Consider the following 12,873-nt stretch of genomic DNA (forward strand, 5'->3'; position numbering starts at 1 on the left):
TTTTAATTAGTGACTGATAGCTTCGATGGCTTCTACTTCAGCTCTGGTATGTTTATGTTTAAAAAAGATCACAAACAAAACCGTAATGATTAAAGCATAAATGGTAAAAGAAAGCCAGATATGGTGCCAATCTTTCATATTGATAGCCTTATCAAAAGTTCCATTTTCTAATATGTTTACACCTTGTGTTTTTACAAAACTAAGTAGATGGCTATTTGTAGTTTCTGATCCTACAAAATCAGCAGTAGCTTGGAGTGAGGTAAATGTTTTGGTAAAGTATTTATCAATCATCCAACCAGAAACCAAACTGCCAAATACGGCACCAAAACCATTGGTCATCATCATGAACAGGCCTTGTGCAGACGAACGTGTTTTTGCAGTGGTAGAGGTTTCTACAAATAATGAACCTGAGATATTAAAGAAATCGAAAGCCATACCATACACTACGCACGACATTACGATCATCCATAAATTGCCAGACGGATCGCCATAGGCAAAAAGACCAAAACGGAAAACCCATGCTAGCATGGCAATGATCATTACTTTTTTAATGCCAAATCGTTTTAAGAAAAATGGAATAGCCAAAATAAATAAGGTCTCAGAAATCTGAGAGATAGACATGATAATGGTAGAATATTTCACTACAAAAGAATCTACATATTTAGGAAAGTGCTTAAACTCATCCAAAAATACGTCTCCATAAGCATTTGTTAATTGTAATGCTCCACCTAAAAACATAGAAAAGATAAAGAACAAAGCCATTTTATAATTTGCAAATAGCTTAAATGCTTCTAAACCTAATTTTTGTACCAAGGTTGTTTTCTCATCAATTAGTTTAGATGGTTTACAAGCAGGTAACGTTAAAGCATAAATGCCCAAGCCTAATGCAGCAATACCAGCAATATAAAACTGATAGGCGCTTGCTTTGCTGTCTGTTAAGTTGGTAATCCACATGGCTGCAATGAAACCAACAGTACCCCAAACTCTAATAGGAGGGAAATCTTTAACAACATCTAATTTACCTGATTTTAGGGTAGTATAAGATATGGAATTGCATAAAGAGATGGTTGGCATGTAAAAACACATGGCCAATAACATTACCCAGAAAAATGCATTAGGGGTTTCAACCTGTGGTAAATAAAATAATACCCCAGCATATAAAATATGAAGCATTGCATACAGTTTCTCAGCATTGATCCACTTGTCTGCAATAATACCTGTAATGGTAGGCATAAATAACGAAGCAAAACCCATAGTGGCAAAAATGGCTCCGAACTGTGTGCCATCCCATTGTTTGGTGCCAAACCAATAATTGGCAATTGTAATCAGCCAAGCACCCCAAACAAAGAATTGTAGAAAATTCATCAGGGTTAAGCGAAACTTAATGTTCATATTAGAATAGTTTTTTTGTTGATTTAAAAGCAGCCGTAAGTTATCATTATTTTGAAACAATAACTACATGCCTATCAAAAATGTTGAAATAGCAAGAGATTTTTAGCAATTGTTCTGATAAGGATGAACTAGGATATCATAAAATGCTAAAATGGTAAACTGAAAATTGGGATTGATTAAGCTGAATTTCTTTTATTGATTTCATCTCTAATGCGAGCCGCTTTTTCATAAGCTTCTTCAGCTAGCGCTTCTTCCAGTTTTTCTTGAAGTTCTTCGATGGTTAATGATTGATAACCAGAGCCAGGAATAGTGGTGGGAATATCTTCAGAGCTGTGTTCTTTGGTAATGGCTTCCATGTTTTCTAAGAACAGAAAATCATTGCCTTCAATAACAATTCCTGCAGACGATAGAATGAATTCGTAAGTATAGATGACGGCATTAAATCGAACAGCTAAAGCAATGGCATCTGATGTTCGAGCGTCAATTTCTTGGGTGCTTTGCCCATCTGTACAAATTAGTTTGGCAAAGAAAACACCATCAACCAAGTTGTAGATAATAATTTCTAAAATTTCGATATGATAAGCTTGCGCAAAAGATTTGAAGAGATCGTGCGTAAGTGGACGCGTAGGGGTCATCTTTTCAATTTCTATAGCAATGGCCTGTGCTTCAAAAGCGCCAATAATAATAGGCAAACGTCTTCTTCCATTTACTTCGCCCAGAACCAATGCATAAGCTCCAGATTGTGTTTGGCTATAAGATAAGCCTACGATATCGAGTTTTACTTTTTTCATAAATTGTAAATGTCATTTAGAGCCTATCAAAATATTTTCAATAGGCTCTAAACAACAATGTAATTATCCTTTGTGCGCTTTTAAAGCTGCAATAATTTTTGGAACAACTTCAAATGCATCACCAACGATACCGTAATCAGCAACTTTAAAGAAAGGAGCTTCTGGATCTTTATTGATCACAACAATTACTTTTGATGAGCTTACTCCAGCTAAATGCTGAATGGCACCAGAAATACCAATTGCAATGTATAAGTTAGGGCTAATGGCAATACCTGTTTGGCCAACGTGCTCTGAATGTGGTCTCCAATCTGCATCCGAAACTGGTTTTGAACAAGCTGTTGCAGCACCTAAAAGTTCTGCTAATTCTTCAACCATTCCCCAGTTTTCTGGTCCTTTTAAGCCTCTACCTGCAGAAACAACTAATTCTGCATCTGGTAAAGAGATTTTATTGGTTGCTCTTACAATTTCTTTTACAATTGCAGTTAAGTCTGTAGGTTTAATTGCAGGACTAAAGCTTTCAATGGTTGCATCAGCAGCATTTTCTTTTACGCCAAAAGCATTTGGATTTAAAGCAATTACTTTATTAGCCGATGTTAATGATGTAATGGCAAAAGCCTTACCAGAAAAAGCAGTTTTCTTTACAGAAAATCCACCGTCAAAATTAGGTAGTTCTACTGCTCCGTCTACTAAACCTGCCTTAAGTTTTACTGCAATACGTGGCGCTAATCCTTTACCTGAGAATGAATTAGATAGTACCACAATATTGGCATTTTCCTTTTGGGCAGCTTCGGCAACTACAGATGCATAGGCTTGGTTAACGAAGTTCTTTAACTGATCTGCAGCAACATTTAATACTTTGCTTGCACCATATTTGCCTAATTCCTTTAATTCGCTTTCAGCAACGTTACCAATTGATATAGCGGTTAAGTTTGTATTTTGATTATCGGCGATAGCTTTTGCATAAGAAACTGCTTCGAAAACAGATTTCTTAAATTTACCATCGGCTTGTTCTACATATACTAATACTGACATATTTACCTCCAATCCCAATAATTGGGAATTTTTAAGTTCTTTTTATAAAATTTATTAGGGATTGATTAGATTACTTTAGCCTCGGTATGCAATAAAGAAATCAATTCTTCAGCACTTTCTGCCGGAATTAACTTCACAGCACCACGTGGGGCAGGAGTTTCAAACTTACTCACTTTACCTAATTCTTCAATTTGGCTAGCTGGTACAACTGTTAAAGGCTTGGTTCTTGCAGACATAATTCCTCTCATGTTAGGGATTTTAGCTTCTGCTGTACCTTCAGCACAACTTGCAACAAATTTTCCGCTTACAGCTACTACTTCTTTACCACCTTCAATTTCTCTTTCTATGGTAGCGGTTGAACCATCGTAATCTAATTTTTTAATGATAGAAATAGACGGGATATCTAAAAATTCGCCAATCATTGCTGCAACCTGAGAACCATTGTAATCAATTGATTCTCTTCCGCACAAAATCATGTCGAAATCATTTGCTTTTGCATATTCTGCAATTTGGAATGCCGTGAAATAAGCATCTCTAGGTGCAGCATCAATTCTAACAGCATCATCAGCACCAATGGCTAAAGCTTTTCTAATGGTAGGTTCTGTAGCACTCTCGCCAACATTAATTACCGTTACTGTTCCTTTTCCACCTTCACAAAGTTCAATCGCTCTAGATAAAGCAATCTCATCATAAGGATTTACAATAAATTGTACACCTGCAGTATTGAATTGTGTATTATCGTTGGTAAAAGTTATTTTTGTAGTCGTGTCGGGCACATTACTGATACAAACTAATATTTTCATACGTTTACATTTGTTTTAAAGGTAATGAACCTATTTTGGTGAATATTTTATGTAATCAACCAAGAACAGATTCTTTAAATTGTCTTTGTGCAAATCTAATTAAAAAAGCAGGGATTTAAAATGCAAAACACACGATTAGCGAAGTTATTGGAATTTTTAGAGAACGAACCTAACGATACCTTTATTCTATACGCTTTAGCTACTGAATATAATTCATTAAATGACACAGAAAATGCATTTGTCTATTATTTAAGGTTAATAAATGACCACCCTGATTATGTAGGAACCTATTATCACTTAGGTAAGTTGTACGAAAAAGAGGGTCAAAAGGAGAAGGCTATTGAAATATACCAAAAGGGGATGGCAACTGCCAGAGGGAAAAGAGATATGCATGCCCTTTCAGAACTGCAGGGCGCCTATAATTCTGCTGCTGGTTTAGATTATGAAGATGATTAATATTCGTTTTTTTAGAATACATTTGAGCAGACATTAAAAACCAATGGCGAAAAGACAACTCTTATTTATTAAAAACGTTATCTTTTTTACTTTTACTGCCTTTGGTGGAGCGCAAGCACACATTTCTTTATTGTTAAGGTATTTTGTAAAGAATGCCCATTACATTTCTGAAGAAGAACTGTTAGAGTTAAATGCATTGGCCCAAGTTTTACCCGGACCAGCATCAACACAAACCTTGGTGGGTATTGCTTATAAAGTTGGTGGACTAAAACTGTCGATCATTACTTTTTTGATCTGGATTTTACCTTCGGCTGCCATCATGACCTTAGCCGCAATTAGCTATGCCATGTTAGACCAGAAGCAAAAGTTTATAGAAATTTTAAAGTTTATCCATCCCATTGCTTTAGGTATTGTAGGTTATGGGGCCTATAGTTTGGCCAGAAAGGTTTTACTTAACGAGGTGGCTATATTATTGGCTTTAGGTGCTGTAGTGGCCACTTTGGTTTTAAAAAATGCCTATGTCTTTCCATTGGCCATTTTAATAGGAGGGATGGTTACATCGGCTATTGCTACCCCTACAGAAGAGGCCCAGATTAGGGTAAAATTATTTGCCAATATCAACCCAAGGAAACTTTCTTATTTTATTGGAGTAATGCTTTTTATGGCTGTTTTAGGTGCAATAATTAACAGAACATCACCATTTAGTTTACCAATTAGGCTTTTTGAGAATTTTTACCGTAACGGAATTTTTGTGTTTGGCGGTGGGCAGGTGCTGGTGCCATTGATGTTTACAGAGTTTGTGCAAATGAAACATTACCTGCTCCAATCTGATTTTATATCGGGTTTTGCCTTGCAACAAGTTTTACCCGGCCCAACTTTTTCTTTTACCAGTTATTTGGGGGCCTTGAGCATGAAAAATGCTAGTTATGGTATTTCTGGTCAGGTTTTGGGTGGGCTTTTAGCAGTATTAGGTATCAATTTACCTGGCTTAATATTGGTGCTATTTATTGTTCCTTTTTGGAATGACCTCAAAAAAATAGCCCGTATTAAACATTCTATTTCTGGTATTAACGCAGTAAGTGTAGGTTTTATCGTTGCCGCGTTTATCTTGTTGGCTAAACCGATAGGTTTTCACTGGCTACCTATTTCATTAATTGTTTCTACCTTTTTATTATTGAATTTTACCAAGATCAGTCCGCCATTGATCATTTTAGCAGGTATTGTTTTAGGTTATTTTCTTTAATTAAAATGGTGGATCATCATCAATGAAATCGTCCATTTTTGAAGGTTTAATGATGACGTTTCCAGATGATTTTTCAAAACTTTGCGAAGGTGCTAAACTGCTGTTTTCTGAAGAAAAACTATTCTGAGGCATAAAACTTTCTTCCAGATCGGCAAATTTAACATACTTACCAATAAAACGTAATGGAACAATACCGGTTTCACCGTTACGGTGTTTGGCAATAATTACCTCACCAACACCTGCAAGCGAACGTCCCTGTTCATCTTCGGTTAATCCGTAATATTCTGGTCTGTATAAAAACAATACCATATCCGCATCCTGCTCAATAGACCCCGATTCACGTAAATCGGATAACATTGGCCGTTTACCATTTGGACCAGGTCTGTTTTCTACCGCTCTACTTAACTGAGAAAGTGCCAGTACCGGAACATCTAATTCTTTAGCTACCGATTTAAGTGCCCTCGAAATGCTACCAATTTCCTGTTCACGGTTACCACCGCCACCTTGTCCTTCGGCTTTACCATGCATTAACTGCAAATAATCGATAATGATCATTTGAAGATCGTATTGTGATTTTAACCTACGGCATTTGGCCCTGAATTCAAAAATATTTAAGGCGGGTGTATCATCAATTAACAATGGAGCTTCAGTTAAAGTTCCAATTTTACTGTGTAATTGTTGCCATTCCCATTCGGCCAAATTTCCCTTTCTGATTTTCTCTTGCTCAATCTCAGTTTCACCAGAAATTAAACGATTAACCAACTGTACAGACGACATCTCTAGTGAGAAAACTACTACTGGTTTTTTAAAATCTACAGCAGCATTACGGGCACAGCTCAATACGAAAGCTGTTTTGCCCATCGCTGGTCTTGCCGCAATAATTACCAAATCTGATTTTTGCCAACCTCCGGTAATTCGATCTAAATCTGTAAAACCAGAAGGAACACCCGTTAAACCATCGGTTTTGGTACGTAACTCTTCTAAAGTGGCTAAAGATTGTTTAATGATTTCGTCCATCTTTTGCGTATCTCTACGTAAATTGTTCTGGGCAATATCAAATAAGTTCTTTTCTGCATGATCTAGTAAGTCGAAAATATCTGTTGTATCTTCATAAGCATTGGTAATGATCTCGGTAGAGATTCTAATCAGCTCACGTTGAATGTATTTTTGAGAAATGATACGAGCATGGTACTCAATGTTGGCAGCAGAAGCCACACGATTGGTTAAATTGGTAATGTAATAAGCACCACCAACAAGCTCTAAGGTACCTTGGGTACGCATCTCTGAAGTAACCGTTAAAATATCTACTGGTTTAGATTTTTGAAAAAGCTGTTGGATAGCCTCAAAAATCTTTTTATGTCCTTCTTGATAGAATACGTCGGGTTTTAAAATATCGATTACAGTAGATAAAGCATCCTTTTCTAACATTAAAGCACCTAAAACAGCTTCTTCCAAATCAATAGCCTGTGGTGGTATTTTGCCCATGGTATTCATAGAGCTGGCTAGTCTGCTTTTTCTTGCCGAAGTTGAAAATTTACCTTGTCCCTGTGGTTCGTTATCCGTAATCATAAGATCAAAATTAGGTAAAAGAATGGGTGTATTTTTAAATCTTTTTAAACAAGCTGTGAGTTAAGATGTTGCATCTATTAATTGTTCTAACATATTTTATTTATTTCTAAACAATTAAATGTTAATAAGCGGTTAAACAATTCGCCATAGAAATTAATTTAATTTACTTTTGTGGCAGATTAAAAAGTATGGATAATTTTAGAAGACCACAGCGCGTAAAAGAGAATAACGAATTTGTTTTTGGCATAAGAGCAGTAATTGAAGCCATTAAGGCCGGACGTGATATTGAAACAATCTATTTACAACGTGGTTTAACAGGAGGATTGTTTTTAGAGTTAAAAACATTATTAAATGGAACTTTAATTCCTTTAAACTCTGTACCTATTGAGAAATTGAATAGAATGACGCAAAAGAACCATCAGGGTGTAATTGCGGTAATTTCTCCCATCACTTATCAAAATATTGAAGATATTATTCCTGCTGTTTTCGAAAGAGGAGAGACCCCATTAATTTTGATTTTAGATAGTGTTACCGATGTGCGTAACATGGGTGCTATTGCCCGTACAGCAGCTTGTGTAGGTGTACATGCCATTGTGGTGCCTTTAAAAAATGCAGCGCAGATCAATGCAGACGCCATCAAAACATCGGCTGGTGCTTTATTTAGTATCCCAATATGCAGACATGCCAATTTGCATAAAACCTGCTTGTTTTTACAAGACAGTGGTTTGCAGATTGTAGCTTGTACCGAAAAAACCAACGATTTAATTTATGCACCAGATTATACCATGCCAACTGCAATTGTAATGGGATCGGAAGATGAAGGCATATCAAACGAATTGCTAAGAGTAGCCAATCATTTAGCCAAGATTCCAATGGCTGGAAAAATAGAGTCACTTAATGTTTCAGTGTCTGCCGGAGTAATTCTATATGAAGCCGTTAGACAGAGAATGAAATAGATGTAAAAGGGGATTTGGAAAGTAAAATGTAAAAGGGAAAATGTAAGATGGAAAGTTTAATTCCATTGTTCCATCCTGCATAACATGTAAAAGGGGTAATGTAAAATGGAAAAGGTAGGCAAAAGGCTCATTTTTCATCATCTAAAACATGGAAAAGGTCAGGTAAAACCCCCATTTTCCATCCTCCATCCTACGTCTTACATCAAATAAATTTGTTCCCAAACTTAGCTTTTACATCGGCCACGATATTTTTTACATTTTGCTCTTCTGAACGTGGGCAGATTAACAACGTATTGTTAGATTCAACCACAATGTAATTGTGCAAGCTTTGTAAGATCACTAATTTTTCGCCAGGTACATTAACCATACAATTAGATGAGTCAAACATCATTACTTGCTCTGAAGGGATTACCGCATTGCCTACATAATCTTTTTCGGCCATTTCGTAAATAGAAGCCCAAGTTCCAAGGTCAGACCAACCAAAATCTGATGGCAGTACATATACATTATCTGCTTTCTCCATAATGCCAAAATCTATAGAGATATTGGTACACTGTAAATAAGCATTGGCTATAAATTCAATTTCGTTAGCTGTATTGTAGAAAGGATTACCTTGGTGAAAAATCTCATACATTTCTGGTAAATGTTTTTCAAAAGCATGATTAATGGCTTTTGCCGACCAGATAAAAATGCCTGCGTTCCATAAAAAATCGCCACTCTGAAGAAAAGATTGAGCCAATTCTAAATTTGGTTTTTCGGTAAATGTTTTCACTTTGTGTATCGCACCATCACTTTTTAAAGTGTCATCTACATATTGGATATAACCATAACCGGTATCAGGTCTATTGGGTTTAATACCAAGTGTAATCAGGCTTTTATTTGCTGCTGCAGCCTCCATAGATTGCTCAATGGCTTGGATAAATCCCTTTTGATTGGCAATGGTATGATCGGAAGGAGCAACTACAATTACTGCATCAGGATTAATTTCGGCAATTTTCATCGAACCGTAAGCAATACACGGGGCGGTATTGCGCATAATTGGTTCTGCTAAAATTTGGTTCTGACTAATTTCAGGTAATTGTTCTTTAATTAAATCAACATAGATCTCATTGGTTACAATAAAGATATTTTCTGGTGGACAGATTTGTAAAAACCGATCGTATGTACTCTGAATAAGTGTTTTGCCTACGCCAAAAAAATCAATAAACTGTTTTGGAAATTCTGTTCTGCTTACTGGCCAAAAACGACTTCCAACGCCACCAGCCATAATTAATGCGTAGTTATTCTTATTCATGTATTACAAATATAAAGTTATTTATATAATACCTTCTTGCAAAAGGTCATGCAAATGTATCATTCCGTAATATGTATTGCCTTTTGTTACCAAAAGTTGAGTAATGTTGTTTTTTTTGATCACCTCTAATGCCAAAAGTGCCAATTCATCTTTATCAATGCGTTTCGGATTGATATTCATTAAATCAGCAGCTTTGATGTTTTCTATGTTTGTATGTTTTTCAAGCATTCTTCTAATGTCTCCATCAGTAATTATACCTAGAATTTGATCATTTTCTATCACCGCCACTGCCCCTAAACGGTTTTTACTAATCTCTATAATTACATCTTTTACAGCAGCTGATGGATGGATACTTGGGCTTTCGTTCTTTGCTGCCAAATCGCCAGCTTTTAGATACAAACGTTTACCTAATGAGCCACCAGGGTGGTAACGGGCAAAATCTTCTGTATTGAATTCTCTGGCTTCTAATAAACAAATGGCTAAAGCATCGCCCATGGCCAATTGTGCAGTTGTACTTGTAGTAGGGGCTAAATTATGTGGACAAGCTTCTTTTTCTACTGTAGTATTTAAAATTAAATCGGCTTGTTTGGCTAAATCCGAATCGATTGCTCCTAACAGTCCGATCAGTAAATTGCCAGATTGTTTTAAAAGTGGGGCCAGCAACTTAATTTCAGGTGTATTGCCACTTTTAGATAAACAGATCACAATGTCGTCTTTTTGGATCATACCAAGGTCGCCATGTACGGCATCTGCAGCATGCATAAAAATAGCAGGCGTACCCGTCGAATTAAATGTTGCAACAATCTTTTGTGCAATGATGGCGCTTTTCCCGATACCTGTAACAATTACACGTCCTTTACTCTCTAAAATAGCGTGTACCACTTTTACAAAATCATCGTTAATATGCTGTAAAAGGTTTAATATGGCCTCCGATTCTAACTTCAAGGTAGAAATAGCGGTCTCGATAATAGATTTTTTACTTTTCAAAGAGAATTTATTAGTATATTAATGCTTTAATTACTGCAAAATTATGTTATTTTGAACAATAATAGCACAGAATATTTGATACAAAAAATGGACGTGAAAAAGTCGTTGTTTGATAATTTGCAGACTTTCTTTGGTTTCGACAATTTTAAAGGAGACCAAGAGTCAATAATTACCAATATTTTAGAAGGAAAAAATACGTTTGTAATTATGCCTACGGGAGGTGGTAAATCTATTTGCTACCAATTACCAGCGTTAATGAGCGAAGGAACTGCCATTGTAATTTCGCCGTTAATTGCCTTGATGAAAAATCAGGTAGATCAATTGAGAGCATTTGGAGGGAGTGATAGCATTGCCCATTTCCTTAATTCATCGTTAAATAAAACCGAAATTACACAAGTAAAGAGCGATTTGCTGGATGGACAGACCAAATTGTTATATGTTGCACCAGAATCTTTAGCTAAACAAGAGAATGTAGAGTTTTTAAGATTGCTTAAAATTTCGTTTGTTGCAGTTGATGAAGCCCATTGTATTTCTGAATGGGGACATGATTTTAGACCAGAATATCGTAAAATAAGACAGGTAATTAGTGGCTTGGGCGAAGAAATTCCAATTATTGCCCTAACGGCTACAGCCACACCAAAAGTACAGCAGGACATTATTAAAAACCTGCAAATGACTGATGCTACTTTGTTTAAATCTTCATTTAACAGACCAAATCTGTTTTATGAGATCAGACCTAAGCGTGATGTCATTAAAGAAATTATCAGATACATTAAATACAATACTGGCAAATCCGGGATTATCTATTGTTTAAGTCGTAAAAAGGTAGAAGAGGTTGCAGAAAGCTTAAACTTGAACGGGATTAAGGCCTTACCTTATCATGCGGGTCTAGAACCAAAAGTGAGGGCAGAAACGCAAGACCGCTTTTTGATGGAAGATGCAGAAGTAATTGTTGCAACAATTGCTTTCGGAATGGGTATTGATAAACCAGATGTACGTTTCGTTATCCACCACGATATTCCAAAAAGTATGGAAGGCTATTATCAGGAAACTGGTAGGGCAGGTAGAGATGGTGGCGAAGGGGTTTGTATTGCCTTTTATGCGCAAAAAGACGTGGATAAACTGGCCAAGTTTATGAAAGACAAACCAGTTTCTGAAAGAGAGATTGGTACACAAATATTAAAAGAGGTAATTGATTATGCTGAATCTGGCGTATGCCGCAGAAAGCAAATCTTACATTATTTTGGCGAGAATTTTAATGAAACCGGCTGTAATTGCATGTGCGATAATTGCAAAAAGCCAAAACAACAGTTCGAAGCAGAAGAACACTTGTTAACCTTGCTAAAGTTGATCAAATCTACTGGCGAAAAGTTTGACGATACACATTTGCTCAACATCTTTATGGGGAGTGAAACTGCCCAAACCATTGCCTATGAGCAGAATAAACTGCCAGAGTTTGGTTATGGTAAAGAAGATGGCGAAATCCTTTGGAAATCGTTGATGAGACAGGCTGTACTAAATAATTTTGTAGCCAAAGACATTGATAACTACGGGTTATTAAAATTGACCAGATTGGGTAACGATTTTATCGAAAACCCGTATGGTTTAAAATTCATCTTAAACGAATTGATAGAAAGTGCAGCAGATGATGATGAAGATGATGTAAAACATGGCACAGGTGCACTAGATACGCAGTTGCTTCAACTGTTAAAAGACTTGCGTAAAAAGATTGCCAAACAAAAAAATGTTCCACCATTTGTGGTTTTCCAAGACCCATCTTTAGAAGAGATGTGCACGCACTATCCAATTGCGATGGATGAACTGAAACAAATTTCAGGTGTTGGACATGGTAAGGCTTTAAAATTTGGTGGTCCGTTTATTGAGTTGATCAAAAAATATGTTGAAGATAACGACATTGAAAGACCAATTGATTTAGTCATCAAAACACAAGCTAACAAATCTGCTTTAAAGGTTTCCATTATTCAAAATATTGATAGACAGATTGGTTTAGAAGATATTGCCCGCTCAAAAGGCATTACCTATTTCGATATTTTAAAAGAAGTAGAAGCCATTGTTAACTCAGGTACCAAATTAAATCTTTCGTACTTTGTTGATGAATTGATTGATGAAGACAGACAAGATGAGGTATTCGATTACTTTAGGGCTGCCGACAATGATTCAATTGACGAAGCCTTGAGCGATTTAGGCGAAAGTGATTACACCCGAGAAGAAATACAGCTAATGAGGATTAAGTTCATGTCCGAATTAGGAAACTAATAACTAGGTAAAATGGTTAAGGTAAGATGGAAGATGTAAAAACCAAAACACATCTTCCATTTTCCATTTAACA

Annotated in this window: 11 protein-coding genes; 4 read left to right on the forward strand and 7 right to left on the reverse strand. The window is 36.2% G+C overall.

Annotated elements, in window-relative coordinates:
* Window positions 1-6 precede the first annotated feature (6 nt).
* The 4 genes from AQF98_RS08800 to AQF98_RS08815 form a co-directional block, all read right to left on the reverse strand.
* Entirely contained in the window at window positions 7-1,392 is a 1,386-nt protein-coding gene (locus AQF98_RS08800; RefSeq protein ID WP_055131569.1) for a nucleoside permease, read from the reverse strand.
* A gap of 176 nt (window positions 1,393-1,568) precedes the next feature.
* A complete protein-coding gene (locus AQF98_RS08805) occupies window positions 1,569-2,183 on the reverse strand; it encodes a bifunctional nuclease family protein (protein ID WP_055131570.1) in 615 nt (204 codons plus the stop codon).
* 63 nt (window positions 2,184-2,246) lie between these two features.
* Window positions 2,247-3,215, reverse strand: coding sequence for an electron transfer flavoprotein subunit alpha/FixB family protein (locus AQF98_RS08810; RefSeq protein ID WP_055131571.1), 969 nt, complete (start codon window positions 3,213-3,215; stop codon window positions 2,247-2,249).
* A gap of 65 nt (window positions 3,216-3,280) precedes the next feature.
* Entirely contained in the window at window positions 3,281-4,018 is a 738-nt protein-coding gene (locus tag AQF98_RS08815) for an electron transfer flavoprotein subunit beta/FixA family protein (protein WP_055131572.1), read from the reverse strand.
* A 120-nt stretch (window positions 4,019-4,138) separates the two neighbouring features.
* Here AQF98_RS08815 and AQF98_RS08820 point away from each other — a divergent pair, with 120 nt between their 5' ends.
* A complete protein-coding gene (locus AQF98_RS08820) occupies window positions 4,139-4,474 on the forward strand; it encodes a lipopolysaccharide assembly protein LapB (protein ID WP_055131573.1) in 336 nt (111 codons plus the stop codon).
* 43 nt (window positions 4,475-4,517) lie between these two features.
* Window positions 4,518-5,717: a chromate efflux transporter gene (chrA, locus tag AQF98_RS08825; protein WP_055131574.1), complete on the forward strand. Its 1,200-nt coding sequence runs from the start codon at window positions 4,518-4,520 to the stop codon at window positions 5,715-5,717.
* Here the strand turns inward: chrA and dnaB are convergent, their stop codons facing one another.
* A complete protein-coding gene (gene dnaB, locus AQF98_RS08830; RefSeq protein ID WP_055131575.1) occupies window positions 5,718-7,286 on the reverse strand; it encodes a replicative DNA helicase in 1,569 nt (522 codons plus the stop codon).
* A gap of 188 nt (window positions 7,287-7,474) precedes the next feature.
* Here dnaB and rlmB point away from each other — a divergent pair, with 188 nt between their 5' ends.
* The gene (gene rlmB, locus AQF98_RS08835) at window positions 7,475-8,242 is read left to right on the forward strand and encodes a 23S rRNA (guanosine(2251)-2'-O)-methyltransferase RlmB (RefSeq protein ID WP_055131576.1); all 768 of its coding nucleotides are present in this window, start codon (window positions 7,475-7,477) and stop codon (window positions 8,240-8,242) included.
* Window positions 8,243-8,444: 202 nt separating this feature from the next.
* On the opposite strand, the gene AQF98_RS08840 is transcribed toward rlmB, so the two are convergent.
* Together AQF98_RS08840 and AQF98_RS08845 are read right to left on the reverse strand one after the other, a co-directional pair.
* On the reverse strand, window positions 8,445-9,536 hold the full coding sequence (locus tag AQF98_RS08840) for a mannose-1-phosphate guanylyltransferase (protein ID WP_055131577.1): 1,092 nt from the start codon (window positions 9,534-9,536) through the stop codon (window positions 8,445-8,447).
* Between the two features lie 21 nt (window positions 9,537-9,557).
* The gene (locus AQF98_RS08845) at window positions 9,558-10,523 is read right to left on the reverse strand and encodes an SIS domain-containing protein (protein WP_055131578.1); all 966 of its coding nucleotides are present in this window, start codon (window positions 10,521-10,523) and stop codon (window positions 9,558-9,560) included.
* 87 nt (window positions 10,524-10,610) lie between these two features.
* Between AQF98_RS08845 and recQ the strand changes: the two genes are divergently transcribed.
* On the forward strand, window positions 10,611-12,800 hold the full coding sequence (recQ, locus tag AQF98_RS08850) for a DNA helicase RecQ (protein ID WP_055131579.1): 2,190 nt from the start codon (window positions 10,611-10,613) through the stop codon (window positions 12,798-12,800).
* Window positions 12,801-12,873 lie beyond the last annotated feature (73 nt).

This window comes from Pedobacter sp. Hv1, assembly GCF_001412215.1.
Classification (GTDB): Bacteria; Bacteroidota; Bacteroidia; order Sphingobacteriales; family Sphingobacteriaceae; genus Pedobacter.

Coding starts and splice junctions, on each gene's coding strand:
- AQF98_RS08800 (WP_055131569.1), bottom strand. CDS start 1,392: ATGAACATTAAGTTTCGCTTAACCCTGATGAATTTTCTACAATTCTTT.
- AQF98_RS08805 (WP_055131570.1), bottom strand. CDS start 2,183: ATGAAAAAAGTAAAACTCGATATCGTAGGCTTATCTTATAGCCAAACA.
- AQF98_RS08810 (WP_055131571.1), bottom strand. CDS start 3,215: ATGTCAGTATTAGTATATGTAGAACAAGCCGATGGTAAATTTAAGAAA.
- AQF98_RS08815 (WP_055131572.1), bottom strand. CDS start 4,018: ATGAAAATATTAGTTTGTATCAGTAATGTGCCCGACACGACTACAAAA.
- AQF98_RS08820 (WP_055131573.1), top strand. CDS start 4,139: ATGCAAAACACACGATTAGCGAAGTTATTGGAATTTTTAGAGAACGAA.
- chrA (WP_055131574.1), top strand. CDS start 4,518: ATGGCGAAAAGACAACTCTTATTTATTAAAAACGTTATCTTTTTTACT.
- dnaB (WP_055131575.1), bottom strand. CDS start 7,286: ATGATTACGGATAACGAACCACAGGGACAAGGTAAATTTTCAACTTCG.
- rlmB (WP_055131576.1), top strand. CDS start 7,475: ATGGATAATTTTAGAAGACCACAGCGCGTAAAAGAGAATAACGAATTT.
- AQF98_RS08840 (WP_055131577.1), bottom strand. CDS start 9,536: ATGAATAAGAATAACTACGCATTAATTATGGCTGGTGGCGTTGGAAGT.
- recQ (WP_055131579.1), top strand. CDS start 10,611: ATGGACGTGAAAAAGTCGTTGTTTGATAATTTGCAGACTTTCTTTGGT.